Here is a 20,938-nt window from a genome sequence, read left to right as displayed (position 1 = left end):
TTGTTACCAACCAAATTTTGAACGATAGTTAGCCTTCTACACCGGCATTAAGACAAATATGTAGTAATTAAACAACATATTTTTACCACCTCGCGCCGTGGTTGGTCGCCTGCCGGCCTGACGTTAGGATAGCGCCGCTGGCCGCCCCCACCCGGCCAACCGTCGATTGCCCAAGGAGCACGGATGAAAAACCTGCTGGAGCAGATCCAGAGCCGTCTGGAACAGCTGAACAAGGCCGAGCGCAAGGTCGCCGAAGTGATCCTGCGCGATCCGCAGCAGGCCACGCGCTTCAGCATCGCCGCGCTGGCCCAGGCCTCCAGCGTCAGCGAGCCGACGGTGAATCGCTTCTGCCGTTCCTTCGGCATGAGCGGCTATCCGGAGCTGAAGATTCAGTTGGCCCAGAGCCTGGCCAGCGGCGCAGCCTTCGTGACCCAGGCGGTGGCCGCCGACGACGGCCCCGAGGCCTACACCCGGAAGATCTTCAGCAGCACCATCGCCTCGCTGGATAGCGCCTACAGGCTGCTCGACCCGAAGCTGATCGACCGCGCCGTGGACCTGCTGATCCAGGCCCGGCAGATCCACTTCTTCGGCCTCGGCGCCTCAAGCTCGGTGGCGCTGGATGCGCAGCACAAGTTCTTCCGCTTCAACCTCGCGGTGTCGGCCCACAGCGACGTGCTGATGCAGCGGATGATCGCCTCGGTGGCGCACACGGGCGACCTGTTCGTGGTGATTTCCTACACCGGGCGCACCCGCGAGCTGGTGGAGGTGGCGCACCTGGCACGGCAGAACGGCGCCTCGGTGCTCGGCCTGACCGCCGCCGACTCGCCGCTGGCCCGCGCCAGCACCCTGAGCCTGGACATCCCGCTGCCCGAGGACACCGACATCTACATGCCGATGACCTCGCGGATCATCCAGCTCACCGTGCTCGACGTGCTCGCCACCGGCGTGACCCTGCGCCGCGGCACGGACTTCCAGCCGCACCTGCGGCGGATCAAGGAAAGCCTGGTGCCGACGCGCTACCAGCTCGACGAGGAAGGTTGAGGAAAGCGCCGCGCCCACAAGATCAGATCGGCGCGCGGCGTTGCTTTTCGTAGGAGCGAGCTTGCTCGCGAACGGATTCACCGGGCACTACGGAGCCGAGAGGTTCGCGAGCAAGCTCGCTCCTACAGGCCCCTGGCCTTGGGCTGCGACGAAGCCGGGCGTATCGGCGTACAACCGCGAACGGTTGCGCGCCCTGCGTGTGGTCGATCAGACCAGCCCCGCCCGCAGGTTCAGCAGCATCCGCTCGCCCTGCGCCAGGATCAGCCCGCCGGCGCGGTAGCCGGCGGCGCCGATGCACAGGAAGCGCTCCGCGTCGGCCGCCGCCACCTGCTCCACCGCGCGGCTGCCGGGGTGCCAGATGACGCTGCCGGCGCCGGCGTTCTTGTCGATGCGCAGGCGGCGCTGCCAGCCGGCGTCTTCCAGCACCAGCGAACCGGTGTTGTAGAGCACCTGCTTGACCGCCCCGCGCGGCGCCCAGGTGTTGGGCAGGCCGCTGGCCTTGCCGTCCAGCTCCATCCCGTGGACCACCGAGCGGCGCAGCGAACCCACGCGCCAGTAAGGCTGCAGGGCGAAGCTGAACAGGCAGTCGCTGTCATCCTCGTGGTAGCTGGAGAGTTCGATGTCCAGGTCCTGGCCCAGCCGCGCTTCCAGGCGCACATGCCAGTCCTCGACGTCCAGTTGCCAGCTGACCACCACCTTGCTGTCGTCCGCCCAGGCGTCGAGCATCCGCCACTCGCGCTGGCGCGCCCAGCCGTGCTGGGGCCAGTCGGGCTCCACCGGATGGCTGCCGAACCAGGGCCAGCAGACCGGGATGCCGCCACGGATCGGCGCCGTGCTCAGGCTCGGCCACTGGCTGGAGCACCACAGCAGCGGGCGCGCGCCGCGCGGCTGGAAGTGCAGCAGTTGCGCGCCCTGGCGGCTGAACACCGCCTGGCACTGCGGATGGTCGATCAGCAGCAGGTCGCGACGCTGGAAGCGCACCCAGTCGAAGGGGCGCTTGCCCCGCATGGAATGAAAGAAGCGCTGCAGCGGGTGCTCGAGCATTATCCGGATGTCCTGATCCAATCCCTGCCCGGACACTCCGGGGCGTAAAGAGGTCTGTAGTTTCACTACATTCGCTGAAAAAGCGCCGATTCTACCCGCAAAGCCTAGTCACGCGCAGCGCCCGCGCCAACGAAAGCGCCAGCGCAACGCCGCCCCGCCGGCCGCCAGGGCGGGCTGGGGCGTCCGGCGGATACGCCAGGCGCTTCCCGCCCGGCTCAGGCTCCGCCCCGCAGGGACTGCTCCAGGGCAACACCGGCGCCGAACAGGCCGGGATGTTGCGCTGTCATCACCCACACCGGCACCTGCTCCAGGTACGGCCCGCTGGTCTTGCCGCGCGCGGAGAAGGCCGCGGCGAAACCGCTGCGCTGGAAGCGTTCGAGGAAGCGCGGAACGATGCCGCCGGTGATGTACACGCCACCCAGCGCGCCCACCGTCAGCACCGCATTGCCGGCGACCCGCGCCAGCCACAGGAAGAAGTGCTCGAGCACCGCGTCGGCGTAGGCATCGCCGGCCAGGGCGAGTTCGCCGATCTGCGCGGCGCTGGCGCACTGCGGCTCGACGCCATCGAGCTGGCAGCTCAGGCGGTAGAGGTTCTCCAGGCCGCTGCCGGAGAGCACGCGCTCGGCCGAGACGTGGCCGTACTTCTCGCGCAGCAGCTGCCAGAGGGCGAAGTCGCGCTCGGAGGTCACCGGCAGGTCGACGTGGCCGCCCTCGCAGGGCAGCACGTCCCAGCCGCCGCCGGGCAACGGCATCAGGCTGCCGACGCCCAGGCCGGTGCCGGGGCCGATGATCAGTTTCGCGCGGCCTTCCAGCGCGGTGCCGGGGCGCACCTGCACCAGTTGCTCGTCCGACAGCCGCGAGGCCGCCCAGGCCATGGTGCTGAAGTCGTTGACCAGCAGCAGGTGGCGCAAGCCCAGCTCGGCGCGGAAGGCGTCGCGGCGGATCACCCAGTGGTTGTTGGTGAACTTGAAGTCGCCGGCGCCGACCGGCCCGGCACAGGCCAGGCAGACGTTGTGGATGGCCGACAGCGGCTGGCCGACGCGCTGCAGGTAGGCGCGCACGGCGTCTTCCGGGCGCGGGTAGTCGGCGCAGGCCAGGACCTGGATGGATTCGAGGACGTCGCCGCGCCACAGGGCGAAGCGGGCGTTGGTGCCACCGATATCACCGACCAGGGCGAAAGCGTTCTGGGCGTTGCTGGAATTCATGGCGAACTCGGCCTGGAAGTTGAGGAAAAGGACTCATGCCAGCATAGGACATCGACCCGGGGCCTCCCGCGTGGCGAGCGGGAGGCCCCATCGGAGCGCGCTTCAGCGCAGGCCGTTGAGCTCGGCGGTGAAGCTGCAGGCGCCCTGCTCCGCCGGGCTGAAGGCATTGCGCATAAAGGCGAACAGCTCGCGGCCCATGCCGAGGTTGTCGATGGCCGGCGTCTCGACCAGCGGACGGGCTTCCCATTCCGCCGCCTCCACCAGCACGCGCAGCTCGCCGGTGCTGCCGTCGACGCGCACCACGTCGCCGTCGCGCAGCTTGGCCAGCGGGCCGCCGTTGAGCGCTTCCGGGGATACATGGATGGCCGCCGGGACCTTGCCGGAGGCGCCGGACATGCGCCCGTCGGTGACCAGCGCGACCTTGAAGCCGCGGTCCTGCAGCACGCCGAGGAACGGCGTGAGCTTGTGCAGCTCCGGCATGCCGTTGGCGCGCGGGCCCTGGAAGCGCACCACGGCGACCAGGTCGCGCTCCAGCTCGCCGGCCTTGAAGGCGGCGGCCAGGCTGGCCTGGTCGTGGAAGATGCGCACCGGCGCCTCGACGATCTGGTGCTCCGCCGCCACGGCGGAAACCTTCATCACGCCGCGGCCAAGGTTGCCTTCCATCAGGCGCAGGCCGCCCTCCGGCGAGAACGGGCGGTCCAGCGGGCGCAGGATGTTCTCGTCCAGGCTCGCCGCCGGGCCTTCGCGCCAGACCAGCTTGCCGCCGTCGAGGAACGGCTCCTGCAGGTAGCGGCGCAGGCCCTTGCCGACCACGGTCTGCACGTCTTCGTGGAGCAGGCCGCCGTCGAGCAGCTGGCGGATCAGGAAGGACATGCCGCCCGCCGCCTGGAAGTGGTTGATGTCGGCCTGGCCGTTCGGGTAGATGCGCGCCAGGGTCGGCACCACCTCGGAGAGGTCGGCCATGTCCTGCCAGGTCAGCTGGATGCCGGCGGCCTGGGCGATGGCCAGCAGGTGCAGGGTGTGGTTGGTCGAGCCGCCGGTGGCCAGCAGCGCCACCACCGAGTTGACCAGCGCCTTCTCGTCGACGATCTCCGCCATCGGCACGAACTGGCCGTTCTCCGGCGTCAGGCGCGCGGCCTGGCGCGCGGCTTCGCGGGTCAGCTCGTCGCGCAGCGGGGTGTTCGGGTTGACGAAGGAGGCGCCCGGCAGGTGCAGGCCCATGACCTCCACCAGCAACTGGTTGGTGTTGGCGGTGCCGTAGAAGGTGCAGGTGCCCGGCGCGTGGTAGGAGGCCATCTCCGAGGCCAGCAACTCCTCGCGGGTGGCCTTGCCCTCGGCGAACAGCTGGCGCACCGCGGCCTTCTCCTTGTTGGAAATGCCGGTGGGCATGGGGCCGGCGGGGACGAACACCACCGGCAGGTGGCCGAAGCGCAGCGAGCCGATCAGCAGGCCGGGGACGATCTTGTCGCACACGCCCAGGCACAGCGCGGCGTCGAACATGTTGTGCGACAGCGCGATGGCGGTGCCCATGGCGATCACGTCGCGGCTGGCCAGGGACAGTTCCATCCCCGGTTCGCCCTGGGTGACGCCGTCGCACATGGCCGGCACGCCGCCGGCGAACTGGCCGACCGAGCCGATCTGCCGCAGGGCGTCCTTGATCAGTTCCGGGAAGCGCTCCAGCGGCTGGTGCGCGGAGAGCATGTCGTTGTAGGCGGAGACGATGGCGACGTTGGCCTGGTTCATCAGCCGCAGCGCCTGTTTGTCCGACTCGCCGCAGGCCGCGACGCCGTGGGCGAGGTTGCCGCAGGGCAGCGTGCCGCGGTGCGGGCCCTTGGTGGCGGCTGCCTTGACCAGGTCGAGGTAGCGCTGACGCGTGGCCGCGCTGCGAGCCTGGATGCGCTGGGTGACTTCGAGCACGCGGGGGTGCATGGCAGCATTCTCCTACAGACTATCAGTTGTTGTTTTTACAACATTATCTTCGAATACCGGGCATCCGCTTTTCTTCGAAGGGTAAATTTAGTGTTTTTTACCACAACAGAAGAAAAGAGACGACTTCCATGACTATACGCCTGACGACCAGCGAATCAGGCCGCATCGGTCGGAACCTTCGTCGTGCGCGCTGGCGCCGGGACCTGCGCGCGGGGGTTCGCGAGCAAGCTCGCTCCTACGAGGAGCGAGCGCCGTCGCGCCGCTCAGTCGTAGCGCCGCCTGCCCTGCGCCTCCAGCACCAGCAGGCGCATGTCGGCCTCAGCGAGGATCGCCTGCTGGCCGAGGTGGTCCGCCTGCTTCCACGCCTTGATTTCCTCACGGCTGCGGCCGCAGCCCAGGCAGATACCCTCTTCGAATTCGCAGACCTTGATGCAGGGACTCTTCACGGATTTCCTCTCTGACCGGGTGAACATCAGTGGGCCCGCCCACTGGACACCCGCCGGGCCCCGCCGGTCCAACGCGGATTTCCCATCGCCGCCATCGACCCCGCCAATCGAACGCCGCAGCCCCTTATGCCGCCAGCCGGGCGGGAAGCGGCCGAATGCGCCAACCACAAAGAAAAACGCCACGGCTCGACGAGCCGTGGCGTTTTCGTTCCGGCGGGGAGCCCGCGGAAGCGGCTCAGAGCAGCGTGAAGCTCTGCTCCTTCACGCTCTCCGAATCCAGGCCGACGTAGACCTTGAACTCGCCCGGCTCCGAGGCGTAGCGCAGGTTGCTGTCGTAGAAGCGCAGGTCTTCCTCGCGGATCGGGAACTGCACCAGCTTCGACTCGCCCGGCTGCAGCATGATCTTGCTGAAGCCCTTGAGCTCCTTCACCGGGCGGCTGATGGAGGCGGCGACGTCGCGCAGGTAGAGCTGCACTACGGTCTCGCCGGCGACCTTGCCGGTGTTCTTCACGGTGACGCTGGCGGTCAGCTGGTCGCCCTTCTTCAGTTTCGGCGCCGACATCTTCACGTCCGAGACGCTGAAGTCGGTGTAGCTCAGGCCGAAGCCGAAGGGGTACAGCGGGCCGTTCTGCGAGTCGAAGTAGCGCGAGGTGTATTTGTTCGGGTGCTCGTGGTCGAACGGGCGGCCGGTGTTCAGGTGGTTGTAGTAGATCGGCACCTGGCCCACCGAGCGCGGGAAGGTCATGCTCAGCTTGCCCGCCGGGTTGTAGTCGCCGAACAACACGTCGGCGATGGCGTTGCCGCCCTCGGTGCCGCTGAACCAGGTTTCCAGGATGGCGTCGGCGTTCGCGCTTTCCCAGCGCAGGTCCAGCGGGCGTCCGTTCATCAGCACCAGCACCAGCGGCTTGCCGGTGGCCTTGAGGGCCTTGAGCAGCTCGACCTGGCTCTGCGCGATGCGCAGGTTGGTCTTGCTCGACGCCTCGTGGGCCATGCCCTGGGCCTCGCCGACCACGGCGACCACCACGTCGGCCTGCTTCGCCTTGGCCACGGCGTCCTCGATCATCGCCTCCGGGGTGCGGGAGTCGACGCTGACGTCCTCGTTGTACTCGTTGAGGTACTTGATGATCTCCTCGTCGTCGGTGACGTTGGCGCCCTTGGCATAGAGCAGCGCGGCCTTGCCACGGGTCGCCGCACCCATGCCCTGGAGCACGGTCACCGCCTGGAAGGCCTTGCCGGCGGCGGACCAGCTGCCCATCACGTCACGCTTGCTGTCGGCCAGCGGGCCGACCAGGGCGATCACGCCGTCGCGCTTGAGCGGCAGCACGCCGTTCTGGTTCTTCAGCAAGACCATGCCCTTGCGCGCAATCTCGCGGGCATCGGCGCGGTGCAGGCGATCCTCGGCGTCGGTATCCACCGGGTCGGCGCCCTCCAGGTAGCGGTACGGGTCCTTGAACAGGCCCATGTCCCACTTGGCCGCCAGCACGTCGCGGCAGGCGCGGTCGATGTCGGCCTGGGTGATCTCGCCGGATTTCAGCAGCTCGGGCATGTGCTTGCCGTAGAGATCGTCGTTCATGTTCATCTCGACGCCGGCCTTGATCGCAAGGCCGGTGGCGTCGCGCTCGTTGGCGGCGACGCCGTGCTTGATCAGTTCCAGCACCGCGCCGTGGTCGCTCAGGGTCAGGCCCCGGTAGCCCCACTGGCCGCGCAGCAGGTCCTGCAGCAGCCACTTGTTGGCGGTGGCGGGCACGCCGTTGATGCTGTTCAGCGAGACCATCACCGCGCCGGCGCCGGCATCGATGGCGGCGCGGTACGGCGGCAGGTAGTCCTGGAACATGCGCTGCGGGCTCATGTCCACGGTGTTGTAGTCGCGGCCGCCTTCGCCGGCGCCGTACAGGGCGAAGTGCTTGACCCCGGCCATGATGGTGTCCGGCTGGTCCAGGCCCTTGCCCTGGTAGCCCTTGACCACCGCGGCGGCGACCTTGCTGGTCAGCCAGGCGTCCTCGCCGAAGCCTTCGGAGACCCGGCCCCAGCGCGGGTCGCGGGCGATGTCGACGGTGGGCGAGTAGGTCAGGTTGAGGCCGTCGGCGCTGGCCTCGATGGCCGAGACGCGGGCGCTGCGCTCGATGGCGTCGAGGTCCCAGCTGGCGGCCAGGCCCAGGCCGATGGGGAACACGGTGCGATGGCCGTGGACCACGTCATAGGCGAAGAACAGCGGAATCTTCAGGCGGCTTTTCATCGCCGCGTCCTGCAGGTCGCGGATGCCCGGACGCACCACGGTGTTGAACACCGCGCCGGTGGTGCCGGCGGCGATCTCGTTGAGCAGCACCGGCTTGGGGTGGTCGGGACCGACGCTGACCAGGCGCAGCTGGCCGATCTTCTCTTCCTGCGTCATGCGCTGCATCAGGCTGTCGATGAAGGCGTCCTTCGACTGGCCGGGCAGCGGCGCGGCGGGAACGGCGGCAGGCGCCTGGGCGGCAAAGAGCAAAGTGCTGTCCAGGCCCAGCAGGAGGCCGAGCCAGCAGATACGGCTGATTGGAGTTGTTTTCATATAGGCACTCAGCGGCCGGCGTCGGGCGCCAGTCCGCTGCAGAAGGTTGGAAGATCGATACCGGTCATGCGCCGTTTTTCCGGCGATTCCCCGGATTTCGCCGCCGGCGCGCCTCGACGCGGCACATAAGGTCGTCTCGCGACGGACGGAAGTCAATCACCGGACGACCGTATGCCGCAGCGACCGGACCATCAGCGCTCGCGATCGCGCGCGATGGACTCCATTTCCTCGCGCATGGCCTCGGCCAGCGCGCGTTCCTCGTCCCACTCCTCATCCGCCGCCGCGGCGGCCGGCGTCGCGGCGGCGGGCTCGGGCTGCGGCTCGGCTTCGGCCGTCGCATCGGCTTCGGCTGGCTCCTCCGCCGAGTCTTCCGGCTGGACCTCGGGCAGGCCGAAGACGCCGCTGAAATCGGCATCCACGCCGCTGTCCTCGCCCTCCGTGGGCGGCAGGTCGATGAGGTCGTCGAAGTCGGTCTTCAGGCCCTGCTCCATCTCGTCCAGCTCGGCGAGCAGGCTGCGGAAGCTGGTTTCCTCCGGTTTCTCTTCCGGCGGCGCGGGCTCCGGTTCCTCGCCGGCATCGCGCAGGGCCTGGTCGGCCAGCGCCTGCAGCGACGGCGGGATGTAATCCTCGTCGTACTCCTCGGGGCCCGGCAGGCTGGCCGTGGGCGCCATGTCCTCGAGGATCGGCTGCGGCTCGGGCTCCATCAGCTTCAGCTCGGCCAGCGGTGGCAGCTCTTCCAGGCTCTTCAGGTTGAAGTAGTCGAGGAAGGTGCGGGTGGTGGCGAGCATCGCCGGGCGGCCCGGCACCTCGCGGTAGCCGACGATGCGGATCCACTCGCGCTCCATCAGCGTCTTGACGATCTGGGTGTTCACCGCCACGCCACGGATTTCCTCGATCTCGCCGCGGGTGATCGGCTGGCGGTAGGCGATCAGCGCCAGGGTCTCCAGCAGCGCGCGGGAATAGCGCTGCGGGCGTTCCTCCCACAGGCGGCCGACCCAGGGGGCGTACTTCTCGCGCACCTGCAGGCGGTAGCCGGTGGCGACTTCCTTCAGTTCATAGGCCCGGCCGGCGCAGGACAGTGCCAGCACCGCCAGCGCATCGCGGAACTGCTGCGGCTCCGGGCGCTCGGCCTCCTCGAACAGCTCGCCGAGGCGCTCCAGCGACAGCGGCTTGCCGGCAGCCAGGAGGATGCCTTCGAGCAGGGTCGCCAGTTCTTGCGGGTCGGACAGATTCATCGGGGGCTCGGGTCAGGTTGAACGGTTTCGCGGGTTAGCCGGGAAAGCTACTCAATGCGCGGCGCCAGGGCAACGCCGGCGGCTCAGAGCGGCTCTTCGTCCGGCTCGGCGCTGTCTTCCGGGCCGTCGAAGTGGCCGTCCTCGAAGGTCGGCTCGGCCGGCGGCTCCTCGCGGGGCTCGTAGACGCCCTCCTCGCCCTCTTCCAGCACCTCGGTGGCCGGCGCGGCGGCGCCTTCCTGCACCTCGCTGCGGGCGCGGACGTGGATCGGCGCGAAGGCGGCGTTCTGCACCAGCTCCACCAGTTGTTCCTTGACCAGCTCCAGCACCGCCATGAAGGTCACCACCACGCCGAGCTTGCCTTCCTCGACGCGGAACAGGCTGATGAAGGGCACGAAGCCCTCGCCCTTCAGGCGTTCGAGGATTTCCGTCATGCGCTCGCGGGTGGAGAGCATCTCGCGGGTGACCTGGTGGCTTTCGAACAGGTCGGCGCGGCGCAGCACTTCGGCCATGCACAGCATCAGCTCCTGCATGTCGACCTCCGGCAGCAGCCGGCGCGCCCGCGCATCCGGCGCGGCGACGGTGGGCACCACGTAGTCGCGGCCCAGGCGCGGCAGCTCGTCGAGGTCCTCGGCGGCCTTCTTGAAGCGTTCGTACTCCTGCAGGCGGCGGATCAGTTCGGCGCGCGGGTCTTCCTCTTCGTCCTCGGCCTCGGTCGAGCGCGGCAGCAGCATGCGCGACTTGATCTCGGCGAGCATAGCGGCCATCACCAGGTACTCGGCGGCCAGCTCCAGGCGCACCGACTTCATCAGCTCGACGTAGCCCATGTACTGGCGGGTGATTTCCGCCACGGGGATGTCGAGGATGTTGATGTTCTGCTTGCGGATCAGGTAGAGCAGCAGGTCGAGCGGGCCCTCGAAGGCTTCGAGGAAGACTTCCAGGGCGTCCGGCGGGATGTACAGATCCTGCGGCAGCTCGGTCAGGGCCTCGCCGTAGACCAGCGCCAGCTGCACCGGGACGCGGTATTCGGTGGCGCTGGAAGGATCGTCCGGCTCGCTCAGGTCACTCATCGGCCACTCGTCAGGCTCGTGGGGGATACAACGGGCATTATCCCTGCTTTTGCCGGCCTTGGGTGGTATTTAGGAAGAGCGCCCTTCGTAGGAGCAGATCCCGAGCGTGTGGTGTTTTGGGCTGTGGGCTTTGGCTCTTGAAGACTTCCAGAGAAATCCCCAAGCGCACCGCAGCGCCCCTTCAGGAGGCCGAGTGGAATCGGAGTTTCAGGGGTCGAGCGGCATGGATGCCGCGAGAGCGTTGTCGGGCCAGGGATGGCCCGTCAACGCGGGCCCCTGAAACTTCGATGGAGCGAGGGAATTTTTCGCCTAGGCGAAAAACCGGATGCAGGGGCACAGACCTTTGCCTACTTTGTGGCGTTTGACAAAGTAGGTCGCCCGACGGGGCGAAACCAAATATCCCAGCACGCGCCGAAGCGGCGCAGGACGCCAATCTCAAAAAAGCATCGCGGACGGAGTCCGCTCCTATGGAGTACGCGGCTTTTCCAGGAGAGACCGGGGGCGCCCAGCCTTCGTCCGCGATCAGCCGCGGTTCGCGAGCAAGCTCGCTCCTACAGGTGTTCATCCGGCAGCACGGGTGCGCAGGTGGGCCTTCGCGGACAAGGTCCGCTTGTGTCTGCTGACTTCGATAGGATCGAAGGTGAGAGCGGCGGGAAGCAAGCTGCAGGTCCGCAGTGTTAGTAGCACGAGTAGGAGCCCAAGCTGCCTCCCGCCGTCCTCTGACCAAAGCCCGAACAGTTGAACGAGCACAACCTCGAACCACAAGCGTGGGCAGTCAGAGCGCTCTCGCCATGCAGTTTACGAGGGTTGAAGCATGACGTGTTGGATCGGTATCGATGTTGCCAAGGACTCACTGGCCGTATGGTTCCGCCCACAGGGCAGGAGCTTGAGCGTTTCCAATGACGAAGCGGGACATCAGCAGTTAGTGACGCTCTTCGCCGAGGAGAAGCCCGGCCGCATTGTGCTGGAGGCTACCGGTGGATATGAGCGAGGCGTCCTGCATGCCTTGTCCCGAGCCGGCCACGCAGTCTCTCGCTTGAATCCCACACGGGTTCGGGCGTTTGCTACCGCCATGGGCAAGTTGGCCAAGACCGACCCCATCGATGCGGCCGTCCTGGCGCATCTGGCCCAAACGCTGGAGGAAGCCCCCAGTACGGTTCTTTCGCCGGAGCGCCAGCGGCTGCGAGAGCTGGTGCAACGTCGCGAGCAACTGGTTGGGCAGCGCGATGATGAGCGCCGGCGCCTGCAACAGGCCAACGACCCCTTTGTCCGCCAATGCCTGGAGGACGCCATCAAGGCCTTGAAGGCCAGAATTTGCAGCTATGACGAGCAAATCGCCGAGGCCATGGCTGCGGTGGACTCCGAGCAGGTCCAGCAACTCAGTCAGGTCAAGGGTGTAGGCCCGGTAACCGTCGCAGGATTACTGGCTTACCTGCCAGAACTGGGACAACTCAACCGTCGCCAGATCGCCGCCCTGGTCGGCTTGGCCCCTTACAACAGCGACAGCGGCCAGAAGTCGGGGCAACGCCGTATCCGCGGAGGGCGCGGCATGATTCGACGCATCCTCTACATGGCAACCTGGTCGGTCATTCGTTACCAGAAGAGCTTCGCTCTTCGTTATCACGGCCTACGCGAAAACGGCCGATGCGCCAAAGTCGCGTTGGTGGCCTGCATGCGAGTTCTGATCGTACGGCTCAATGCGATGGTCCGGGACGGCACTTGCTGGAGAACTGACTTCGAGTAAAAGACAGTTGCTCCTACGCGGGAGCCGCCAGCGCGGCGCTCAGCGGTAGGACAGGCCCATGGCGTGGCGCACCTCCACCAGGGTCTCGCGGGCGGCCTCGCGGGCGTGCTCGGCGCCCTCGGCGAGGATGCCGCGCACCAGCTCCGGGTTGTCCTCGTAGTCCAGCGCGCGTTCCTGGATCGGCGCCAGTTCCTGCTGGATCGCCTCGATCAGCGGCCGCTTGCAGTCCAGGCAGCCGATGCCGGCGCTGCGGCAGCCCTCCTGCACCCACTGCCGGCAGCCGTCGTCGGAATAGATCAGGTGCCACTGCCACACCGGGCAGCGCTCGGGCTCGCCGGGGTCGTTGCGGTGCACCCGCGCGGGGTCGGTGGGCATCCGCGAAATCTTTTCCTCCACCTCCGCCGGGCTGTCGCGCAGGGCGACGGTGTTGCCGTGGGACTTGGACATCTTCTGGCCGTCCAGCCCCGGCATCTTCGGCGCGTGGCTGACCAGGGTCTGCGGTTCGGGCAGCAGCAGCCGGCTACTGCCTTCGAGGTAGCCGAACAGCCGCTCGCGGTCGCCCAGGGTCAGGCTCTGCTGCTCCTTGAGCAGCGCCCGCGCGGTTTCCAGCGCCTCGCCGTCGCCCTGCTCCTGCCAGGTGCGGCGCAGGCTGGAGTAGAGCTTGCCGGTCTTCTTGCCGAGGCGGCCGATGGCGGTCTGCACCCGCTCCTCGAAGTCCTCCTCGCCGCCGTACAGGTGGTTGAAGCGGCGGGCGATCTCGCGGCTGAACTCGACATGGGCGAACTGGTCGGAGCCCACCGGCACCCAGCCGGCGCGATAGATCAGGATGTCCGCCGCCTGCAGCAGCGGATAGCCGAGGAAGCCGTAGGTGGAGAGATCCTTGTGGCTGAGCTTTTCCTGCAGCTCCTTGTAGGTCGGCACCCGCTCCAGCCAGGACAGCGGGCAGATCATCGACAGCAGCAGGTGCAGTTCGGCGTGCTCGGGCACCTGGGACTGGATGAACAGGGTCGCCGCGCTGGGGCTGACGCCCACCGCCAGCCAGTCGATGGCCATGTCGCGCACGTGCTGGCGGATGCCGGCGGTCTCGTCGTACTCGGTGGTCAGGGCGTGCCAGTCGACGATGGAGAAGAAACACTCGTATTCGTGCTGCAGCTTCACCCAGTTCTGCAGCACGCCGTGGTAATGCCCCAGGTGCAGGCGCCCGGTGGGACGCATGCCGGACAGCACGCGGCGCTGGGAATCGACGTTGGCCAAGGATCAACCTCGCGGAGGACGGACGAAGTGCGCAGTATAGGCTCCGGACCCGTCACGATCCGTTGCGCGTTGGGCCTGCACGCTCAGGCGCTGACCATGAACGGCTCCGGGTCGCCGCAGCCGACGCGCACCACCACCGGGTCCTCCTCGGTCAGGGCGATCACCGTGGACGCCTCGCCGCCGCCGTAGCCGCCGTCGATGATCAGGTCCACCTGATGCTCCAGCAGGTCGCGCATCTCGTAGGGATCGTTCAGCGGCTCGGTCTGCCCCGGCAGGATCAGGCTGACGCTCATCAGCGGCTCGCCCAGCTCCTCCAGCAGCGCCAGGGCGATCGGGCAGCCCGGCACGCGCAGGCCGATGGTGCGGCGCTTGGGGTGCAGCAGCATGCGCGGCACTTCGCGGGTGGCGTTGAGGATGAAGGTGTAGGGCCCCGGCGTGTGCGCCTTGAGCAGGCGGAACAGGCCGGTGTCGACCTTGGCGTAGAGCCCCAGCTCGGAGAGGTCGCGGCAGACCAGGGTGAAGTTGTGCTTGTCGTCCAGCCGGCGCAGGCGGCGGATGCGCTCCACCGCCGACTTCTCGCCGATCCGGCAGCCCAGCGCGTAGGAGGAGTCGGTGGGATAGGCGATCACGCCGCCCTGCCGGACGATCTCCACCGCCTGCTTGATCAGGCGCGGCTGGGGGTTTTCCGGATGAACCTGAAAGAACTGACTCATGAAGTCTCCTGGGTCCCGAGGGTAATGTCCGTATTGGCCAGGCGCGGCCAGAGCGGCGGAAGGTCGTCCGGCACCGCGCGGTACAGGCCCAGCTCGGACCAGTCGCTGGGGCCGTGGAAATCGCTGCCGGCGCTGACCAGCAGGCCGAACTCGCGGGCGAGGATGCTCAGTACGCCGACCTGTTCCGCCGGCTGCGGGCCGTTGACCACCTCGATGGCATGGCCGCCGGCGGCGATGAAGTCGCCGAGCAGCTTGCGCCGCTTGGTCCGCGTGAAATCGTACTGGTAGGGGTGCGCCAGGCTGATCCAGGCACCGGCGGCGCGCAGCGTCCCGACCGCCTCGGCGAGGGCCGGCCAGTGCTGCTTGACGTCGCCCAGCTTGCCCGCGCCCAGCCACTTGCGGAAGGCTTCGGCGCGGTCCTTGGCGTAGCCCTGGCGCAGCAGGAACTCGGCGAAGTGCGGACGCGCCGGGGCGTTCTCGCTGTCGCCCAGCTCGCGCTGCACCGCCCGCGCGCCTTCGAAGGCGCCCGGCATGCCCTTGGCCTCCAGGCGCCGGCCGATCTCCTCGGCGCGGGTCCAGCGGGCACGGTGCAGGTCGTCCAGCGCCTTGAGCAGCGACTCGGCGCGGGGATCGAAGCCATAGCCCAGCACGTGGATGGTGGCGCCACCCCAGGTGCAGGACAGCTCGACCCCGTCGACCAGTTCCATGCCCAGCCGGCGCGCGGCTTCGCGGGCCTCGGGAAGGCCGTCGAGGGTGTCGTGGTCGGTCAGCGCCAGCACGCGCACGCCGCGCTCGAAGGCGCGGGCCACCACGGCCGAGGGGCTCAGCAGTCCATCGGATGCGGTGCTGTGGCAGTGCAGGTCGACTCGCATGGGTGCTTCCCGGGTCAGGCTGGGGAAAAGGCGGATAACTTCTGTATAGACGCTCTGTCTGTATAGACGCTCTGTGCCGGCGCTCCCCCGGCAATCGGCTGAAATCGTGACATGGCACAGCGTTGGGCGGATGAGGCTTTCAGTTCACCGGCAGGTTGGTATTATGCCGGCTCTACCAGGCTCTGGCTGCCGTAATGAAGCAATTCATCGATTTCATCCCCCTCATCCTGTTCTTCATCGTCTACAAGGTCGCCCCGCGCAGCGTCGAATTCGCCGGCCAGAGCTTCTCGGTCGGCAATATCTACAGCGCCACCGCCATGCTGATCGCCGCCTCCGTGGTGGTCTACGGCACCCTGCTGATCAAGCAGCGCAAGCTCGACAAGGGCCAGTGGGTGACCCTCGCCGCCTGCCTGCTGTTCGGCGGCATGACCCTGGCCTTCCACAGCGAGACCTTCCTCAAGTGGAAGGCGCCGGTGGTCAACTGGCTGTTCGCCCTGGCCTTCGCCGGCAGCCACTTCATCGGCGACCGCCCGCTGATCCAGCGGATCATGGGCCACGCGGTACACCTTTCCGAATCCCTGTGGGCGAAGCTGAACATCGCCTGGGTGCTGTTCTTCCTGTTCTGCGGCTGTGTCCAGCTGTTCGTCGCCTTCACCTTCCAGAGCATCTGGGTGGACTTCAAGGTGTTCGGCAGCCTGGGCATGACCCTGCTGTTCCTGATCGGCCAGGGCGTGTTCCTGGCCCGCCACATGCACGACGAACCAACCGGCGAAAAACCCAAGGACTGACATGCTCTACGCGATCATTGCCCGTGACATCACCGCCTCCCAAGAACGCCGCCTGGCTGCCCGTCCGGCACACCTCGCCCGCCTCGAACAGCTGAAGGAAGAAGGCCGCCTGGTACTGGCCGGCCCGCACCCGGCGATCGACAGCAACGACCCGGGCGCCGCCGGCTTCACCGGCAGCCTGATCGTCGCCGAGTTCGAGTCCCTGGCCGCAGCGCAAGCCTGGGCCGACGCCGACCCCTACCGCGCCGCCGGCGTCTATGCCGAAGTCGTGGTCAAGCCGTTCAAGAAAGTGCTGCCGTAACCCCGCTCCCCTTGCAGCCCCGCGGCAGGGAAGCCCGCGGGGAATCGCAGCCGGACACCGCCGGGATGGCCGTGGACGGCAGTCCGTCATCGAACAAGGACTCCCGATGCACCGTCTGCCCCTGCTTGCCTGCCTCGCCCTGCCGCTGGCCGCCCAGGCCGAAGACCCCGCCCCGGAACAGCCGCCGGCCGCCGCTGTCGAAGTCAACGACGCAGCCAGTTCCGCGGCTCATGGCGACCTTGAGCGCCGCCTGGCCGAAAGCGAGCAGCAACGCGAGGCGCTGACCGCCCGGCTGGCCGCCCAGGCCGCAGACCAGGACAACAGCCAGGACGAAGCCGTCATCAGCCGCCTGCGCCAGGAAAACCAACGGCTGAAGCTGCAACTGCGCGAAACCCGGTTGCAGCCGCCGCCGCGCCTGCTGAGCGACCTGCAGGTCTGGTACCTCAGTGGCGCCGGCACCGCCCTGCTGGCCTTCGTCCTCGGCGCGCTGAGCCGCGGCAGCCGCCGCCGGCAACGTCGCGAATGGATCAACTGAAAGAACCGTCTTCATGAGTGAACTGCTGCTGATCGACGACGACCGCGAGCTCTGCGAGCTGCTCAGCACCTGGCTGGCCCAGGAAGGCTTCAGCATCCGCGCCGCCCACGATGGCGCGCAGGCCCGCGCCGCGCTGGCCAGCCGCGCCCCGGACGCGGTGGTGCTCGACGTGATGCTGCCCGACGGCAGCGGGCTGGAGCTGCTCAAGCAACTGCGCGGCGAGCACCCGGACCTGCCGGTGCTGATGCTCTCCGCCCGTGGCGAGCCGCTGGACCGCATCCTCGGCCTGGAACTGGGCGCCGACGACTACCTGGCCAAGCCCTGCGACCCGCGCGAGCTCACCGCCCGCCTGCGCGCCGTGCTGCGCCGCAGCCACCCGGCGCAACCCAGCGCACTGCTGGAGCTGGGCGACCTGGCGCTGAACCTCACGCGCGGCGTGGCGACCATCGGCGCGCAGGAAATCAGCCTGACCCTCTCCGAAAGCCGCATCCTCGAAGCCCTGCTGCGCCAGCCGGGCGAGCCGCTGGACAAGCAGGCCCTGGCGCAACTGGCGCTGGGCCGCAAGCTGACCCTCTACGACCGCAGCCTCGACATGCACGTCAGCAACCTGCGCAAGAAGCTCGGCGGCCACCCCGACGGCCGCCCGCGCATCCTCGCCCTGCGCGGCCGCGGCTACTTCTACGCGACCTGACGCGGGCCTGCGTGAAGCGTGCCGCAGCGCCTCACGCAATCTTTACCGAAGCTTTACCCGCGACTGACCGCCCTTGACCTTGCCGACCCTAGACTGGGCTCATCCGGTAACGACCGGTCCCTGAAAGGAGAAACACCATGCGCAAGACCCTGACCGCCCTGCTGATCGCCGCTGCCCTGCCGACCGTCGCACTGGCGGCCACTCCCGCGCCGACCGACGCTGCGTCGCCGGCGCCGATGATGAGAGACCATGGCGGCATGATGCACGGCGGGCACCGCGGCATGCTCCGCGAACTGAACCTGACCCAGGAGCAGCGCCAGCAGATCCACAAGCTGATGGGCGACTCCATGAAGAATCGCCACGAGATCACCGACAAATACTGGAACAAGCTGCCCGAAGCCGACCGCAAGGCCATGCAGGAAGAGCTCAAGGCCAACCGCGACAAGTCCGAAGCCGGCATCCGCGGCGTCCTGACGCCCGAGCAGCAGAAGAAGTTCGACGAACTCAAGCAGCAGCGCGAACAGCGCAAGGCCGAATGGGCGAAGGCCCAGAAGGACGGCGCCAAGACCAACTGATCATCCGCTGACAGGCAGGCGCCGGGGTTCTCCCGGCGTCCTGCCGTAAGCGGCGCACCGACACGGACACCCCATGCGGCTGAACAGGAAGACCATGCGTTCACTCTTCTGGCGGATCCTCGCCGCCTTCTGGCTCGCCCTGCTGCTGGTGGCCGGACTGTCGATCCTGCTGGGCCGCGCGCTGAACCAGGACACCTGGGTCATCGCCCGCTATCCCGGGCTGCACGACATCGCCAGGCAATGGACCCAGCTCTACGAAACCAAGGGCCCGGAGGCCGCGCAACAGCTGCTGGAAAGCCGCCGGCAGCAGTACGAACTCTCGGTGCAGGTGCTTGACGAAAGCGGCCAGCGCCTGGTCAACGGCACCTACCTGCCGCGCCCGCCCCGGCCACGGGGCGCCTTCGACCGGGAAAACCTGCCACGCTTCCCCTGGCGCCAGCTGAGCCAGGAATACACCAGCCCGCGCACCGACGAGACCTACCTGTTCATCTACCGAATTCCCCACCCGGCGCTGCAGGCCTGGCACCGCGGCAGCCTGCTCTGGCCGCTCAGCGCGCTGGGCATCGCCCTGGTGGTGCTGACCGTGTTCAGCCTGCTGCTGACGCTCTCCATCACCCGCCCGCTGAACCGCCTGCGCCGCGCCGTGCACGACCTCGGCCAGACCGCCTACCAGCAGGACAGCCTGGCGCGCCTGTCACGCCGCGGCGACGAGCTGGGCGTGCTGGCCCGCGACTTCAACCGCATGGGCGCGCGCCTGCAGACCCTGATCAGCAGCCAGCGCCAGCTGCTGCGCGACGTATCCCACGAGCTGCGCTCACCGCTCGCGCGGCTGCGCATCGCCCTGGCCCTGGCCGAACGGGCCGACCCCGCGCAGCGCGCCGCCATGTGGCCGCGCCTGGAGCAGGAGTGCGATCGCCTGGAAGCGCTGATCGGCGAAATCCTCGCCCTCGCCCGCCTCGACGCCGACCCCGGCCCCGCCAGCCGGATCGAGCTGCTGCCGCTGCTCGAACGCCTGCGCAACGACGCCCAGCTGCTCGACCCGGAGCAGCGGATCGAGCTGGACGTCGCCCCGGAACTCGCCCTCGACGGCTGGCCGGACATGCTCGAACGCGCCCTCGACAACCTGCTGCGCAACGCCCTGCGCTTCAATCCGCCGGAGCAGCCGCTGGAAGTGCGCGCCCGGGCCGACGACGAGCGCCTGCACATCAGCGTGCGCGACCACGGCCCCGGCGCCAGCGAAGAGCACCTGGCGCAACTCGGCGAACCCTTCTTCCGCGCGCCCAACCAGAGCAGCCCCGGCCACGGCCTGGGCCTGGCCATCGCCCGCCGCGCCATCGAGCGCCACGGCGGCCGACTGCGCCTCGGCAACCATCCCGAGGGCGGCTTCCTGGCCAGCATCGACCTGCCGCTGCAGCGGCGGGCCGGTTGAGCGACGCCCCGTTTCCGGAGACCCCGCATGAGCCTTCCCGCCCTGGTCACGCCGTTCCCGCGAGCCCCGGTGCCACCCGCCGCCCGGCCATTCGGCGCGCCGCCGGACGATCCGCAAAGCCTGGTGCTGGCGGTGGAACTGGCGCGCCTGGCCGCGCAATGGCGCGAGCGCTGGCCCGGCCTGCGCCTGGACCTGCCGCAGTCGGGCACCTGGCCGCTGGAAAGCTGGCCCGAAGCCCTGCGCACCGCACTGGATACGTTGTTGCAGGCCGCGCTACAACGACAGCCGGACGCCGCGCTGGGACTGGCGCTCAGCTCGGCACGCGGACACCTGGGAGTGGATCTGCAAGGCCAGGACCCGCAGGCGCGGGCCTGGCTGCCAGACGCCCTGCGCCCGGCCCAGCGCCTCGCCGCCTGGCAGGGCGGGCGCCTGTTCTGGCGCGCCCACGGCGAGCGCTGGAAGATTCGCCTGGAGTTGCCGCTCAGCCCCGCCAGGCGCTGACGAAGGCCGCCGGATCGAGCGGCGCCGGGCGGCGCAGCTCGCCAACCGGCGTGCCCAGGTAGATGAAGCCGACGATGCGCTCGTTGGCCGCCAGCCCGAGCCCCTCGCGCACCCGCGGATCGAGCGCCATGGCGCCGGTCCGCCACATCGCCCCCAGCCCCTGCGCATAGGCGGCCTGGACGATGCCGTGGGCGGCGCAGCCGGCGGCCAGCCACTGCTCGCTCTCCGGCACCTTGGGATGTTCCTGCAGGCACGCCACGGCGACGACCAGCGTCGGCGCGCGCAGCGGCATGGCACGGGCCTTGTCCAGCACCTCGGGGCGGGCGTCGGGCTGCTCCGCCTGCAACGCGCGGGCGAACAGCTCACCCAGCGCCTTGCGCGCCTCCCCTTCCACCGTCAGGAACCGCCAGGGCCGCAGTTGGCCGTGATCCGGCGCGCGCAGGGCGGCGCGGAACAGGCCGTCCAGCTGCTCGGCGGACGGCGCCGGCTCCCCCAGGCGGGCGTGGGACACACGGTTGTGCAACGCGTCGAGAGCCTCCATGGGCTACCTCCAGACAGACTCGAAAGCCGCCATTGTAGACGCAAAGACTTCGCATTTGCCCAGCGCCGGCGGTGCCGTCAGGCCACCCGGTCCGGCGACAGGGTCGGCATCACCGGCGGCGTCAGCGGCGGCAGGCCATAGGCGGCGCGGGCCGCATCGCAGTTGGGGTTGTGCTGGCCATCGACCCAGGACGCCTCGAACTCCCGGCAGGTCGAGGAGCGCTGCTCGTACATCGTGCAGCGCACGCCGCAGCCGACCTCGCCGAGCAGGCCGACGCAGCGCACCGGGCGGACGTCGGTGCCGCGCATGGCGACCCTGTGCGGGCTGACCTGGACGACCTGCTCATCCGGCACTACACCTCCGGAAGAGCGGCACTCGCCGAAATAGAAGGACACACGGAAATGCGCGCAACAGGCGCCACAATTCAGACACGGATTGTTGTTGGACATGGATGCGGATGCACCAGAGAAACCGGCGAG

The 20,938-nt window shown here is 68.5% G+C and carries 21 protein-coding genes; 9 read left to right on the top strand and 12 right to left on the bottom strand.

The features are described 5' to 3' along the window. Positions 1-183 precede the first annotated feature (183 nt). Entirely contained in the window at positions 184-1,041 is an 858-nt protein-coding gene (locus AC3B6A_RS07905; protein ID WP_488401816.1) for a MurR/RpiR family transcriptional regulator, read from the top strand. 207 nt (positions 1,042-1,248) lie between these two features. Here the strand turns inward: AC3B6A_RS07905 and AC3B6A_RS07900 are convergent, their stop codons facing one another. From AC3B6A_RS07900 to AC3B6A_RS07870, 7 genes are all read right to left on the bottom strand, one after another. Continuing rightward, positions 1,249-2,085: an aldose epimerase family protein gene (locus AC3B6A_RS07900; RefSeq protein WP_488401815.1), complete on the bottom strand. Its 837-nt coding sequence runs from the start codon at positions 2,083-2,085 to the stop codon at positions 1,249-1,251. A 215-nt stretch (positions 2,086-2,300) separates the two neighbouring features. Continuing rightward, complete coding sequence (locus tag AC3B6A_RS07895; protein WP_488401813.1) at positions 2,301-3,290, bottom strand: glucokinase; 990 nt, start codon at positions 3,288-3,290, stop codon at positions 2,301-2,303. A gap of 102 nt (positions 3,291-3,392) precedes the next feature. Then, the gene (edd, locus tag AC3B6A_RS07890) at positions 3,393-5,219 is read right to left on the bottom strand and encodes a phosphogluconate dehydratase (RefSeq protein WP_488401812.1); all 1,827 of its coding nucleotides are present in this window, start codon (positions 5,217-5,219) and stop codon (positions 3,393-3,395) included. A 263-nt stretch (positions 5,220-5,482) separates the two neighbouring features. Further along, a complete protein-coding gene (locus tag AC3B6A_RS07885; protein ID WP_488401811.1) occupies positions 5,483-5,665 on the bottom strand; it encodes a DUF1289 domain-containing protein in 183 nt (60 codons plus the stop codon). Positions 5,666-5,900: 235 nt separating this feature from the next. Beyond that, entirely contained in the window at positions 5,901-8,198 is a 2,298-nt protein-coding gene (gene bglX / locus AC3B6A_RS07880; protein WP_488403542.1) for a beta-glucosidase BglX, read from the bottom strand. A 206-nt stretch (positions 8,199-8,404) separates the two neighbouring features. Next, on the bottom strand, positions 8,405-9,448 hold the full coding sequence (scpB, locus tag AC3B6A_RS07875; protein WP_488401810.1) for an SMC-Scp complex subunit ScpB: 1,044 nt from the start codon (positions 9,446-9,448) through the stop codon (positions 8,405-8,407). Positions 9,449-9,531: 83 nt separating this feature from the next. Beyond that, a complete protein-coding gene (locus tag AC3B6A_RS07870) occupies positions 9,532-10,515 on the bottom strand; it encodes a segregation and condensation protein A (protein ID WP_488401809.1) in 984 nt (327 codons plus the stop codon). Between the two features lie 814 nt (positions 10,516-11,329). On the opposite strand from AC3B6A_RS07870, the gene AC3B6A_RS07865 reads away from it, so the two are divergent. After that, positions 11,330-12,259: an IS110 family RNA-guided transposase gene (locus tag AC3B6A_RS07865; RefSeq protein ID WP_488398192.1), complete on the top strand. Its 930-nt coding sequence runs from the start codon at positions 11,330-11,332 to the stop codon at positions 12,257-12,259. Between the two features lie 39 nt (positions 12,260-12,298). On the opposite strand, the gene AC3B6A_RS07860 is transcribed toward AC3B6A_RS07865, so the two are convergent. The 3 genes from AC3B6A_RS07860 to AC3B6A_RS07850 form a co-directional block, all read right to left on the bottom strand. Further along, positions 12,299-13,513: a tryptophan--tRNA ligase gene (locus AC3B6A_RS07860; protein WP_488401808.1), complete on the bottom strand. Its 1,215-nt coding sequence runs from the start codon at positions 13,511-13,513 to the stop codon at positions 12,299-12,301. Positions 13,514-13,596: 83 nt separating this feature from the next. Further along, positions 13,597-14,226, bottom strand: coding sequence for an L-threonylcarbamoyladenylate synthase (locus AC3B6A_RS07855; protein ID WP_488401806.1), 630 nt, complete (start codon positions 14,224-14,226; stop codon positions 13,597-13,599). Beyond that, the gene (locus AC3B6A_RS07850; RefSeq protein ID WP_488401804.1) at positions 14,223-15,098 is read right to left on the bottom strand and encodes a PHP domain-containing protein; all 876 of its coding nucleotides are present in this window, start codon (positions 15,096-15,098) and stop codon (positions 14,223-14,225) included. The genes AC3B6A_RS07855 and AC3B6A_RS07850 overlap by 4 nt, the downstream gene beginning before the upstream one ends. Positions 15,099-15,292: 194 nt before the next feature. On the opposite strand from AC3B6A_RS07850, the gene AC3B6A_RS07845 reads away from it, so the two are divergent. From AC3B6A_RS07845 to AC3B6A_RS07815, 7 genes are all read left to right on the top strand, one after another. Further along, on the top strand, positions 15,293-15,886 hold the full coding sequence (locus tag AC3B6A_RS07845; protein ID WP_488401802.1) for a septation protein A: 594 nt from the start codon (positions 15,293-15,295) through the stop codon (positions 15,884-15,886). Position 15,887: 1 nt separating this feature from the next. Then, positions 15,888-16,187, top strand: a complete 300-nt coding sequence (locus AC3B6A_RS07840) for a YciI family protein (RefSeq protein ID WP_488401800.1) — start codon at positions 15,888-15,890, stop codon at positions 16,185-16,187. A 106-nt stretch (positions 16,188-16,293) separates the two neighbouring features. Then, positions 16,294-16,722, top strand: a complete 429-nt coding sequence (locus AC3B6A_RS07835; RefSeq protein WP_488401798.1) for an SH3 domain-containing protein — start codon at positions 16,294-16,296, stop codon at positions 16,720-16,722. A gap of 13 nt (positions 16,723-16,735) precedes the next feature. Beyond that, positions 16,736-17,413 carry a response regulator transcription factor gene (locus AC3B6A_RS07830; RefSeq protein ID WP_488401796.1) on the top strand — a complete coding sequence of 226 codons (678 nt, stop codon included), beginning with the start codon at positions 16,736-16,738 and terminating at the stop codon, positions 17,411-17,413. A gap of 137 nt (positions 17,414-17,550) precedes the next feature. Beyond that, on the top strand, positions 17,551-17,988 hold the full coding sequence (locus AC3B6A_RS07825; RefSeq protein ID WP_488401795.1) for a Spy/CpxP family protein refolding chaperone: 438 nt from the start codon (positions 17,551-17,553) through the stop codon (positions 17,986-17,988). Positions 17,989-18,082: 94 nt separating this feature from the next. Beyond that, positions 18,083-19,417, top strand: a complete 1,335-nt coding sequence (locus AC3B6A_RS07820) for a sensor histidine kinase (protein WP_488401793.1) — start codon at positions 18,083-18,085, stop codon at positions 19,415-19,417. 27 nt (positions 19,418-19,444) lie between these two features. Then, positions 19,445-19,918, top strand: coding sequence for a hypothetical protein (locus tag AC3B6A_RS07815; RefSeq protein WP_488401791.1), 474 nt, complete (start codon positions 19,445-19,447; stop codon positions 19,916-19,918). On the opposite strand, the gene AC3B6A_RS07810 is transcribed toward AC3B6A_RS07815, so the two are convergent. Further along, entirely contained in the window at positions 19,899-20,459 is a 561-nt protein-coding gene (locus AC3B6A_RS07810; RefSeq protein WP_488401790.1) for a nitroreductase family protein, read from the bottom strand. The two genes, AC3B6A_RS07815 and AC3B6A_RS07810, sit on opposite strands and share 20 nt — an antisense overlap. Before the next feature lie 77 nt (positions 20,460-20,536). Further along, on the bottom strand, positions 20,537-20,908 hold the full coding sequence (locus tag AC3B6A_RS07805; RefSeq protein WP_488401788.1) for a YkgJ family cysteine cluster protein: 372 nt from the start codon (positions 20,906-20,908) through the stop codon (positions 20,537-20,539). Positions 20,909-20,938 lie beyond the last annotated feature (30 nt).

This window comes from Pseudomonas sp. B12(2026) (assembly GCF_057767015.1).
Note: the sequence above shows the minus strand (reverse complement) of the source record. Positions and strands in the feature narration are given on the sequence as shown.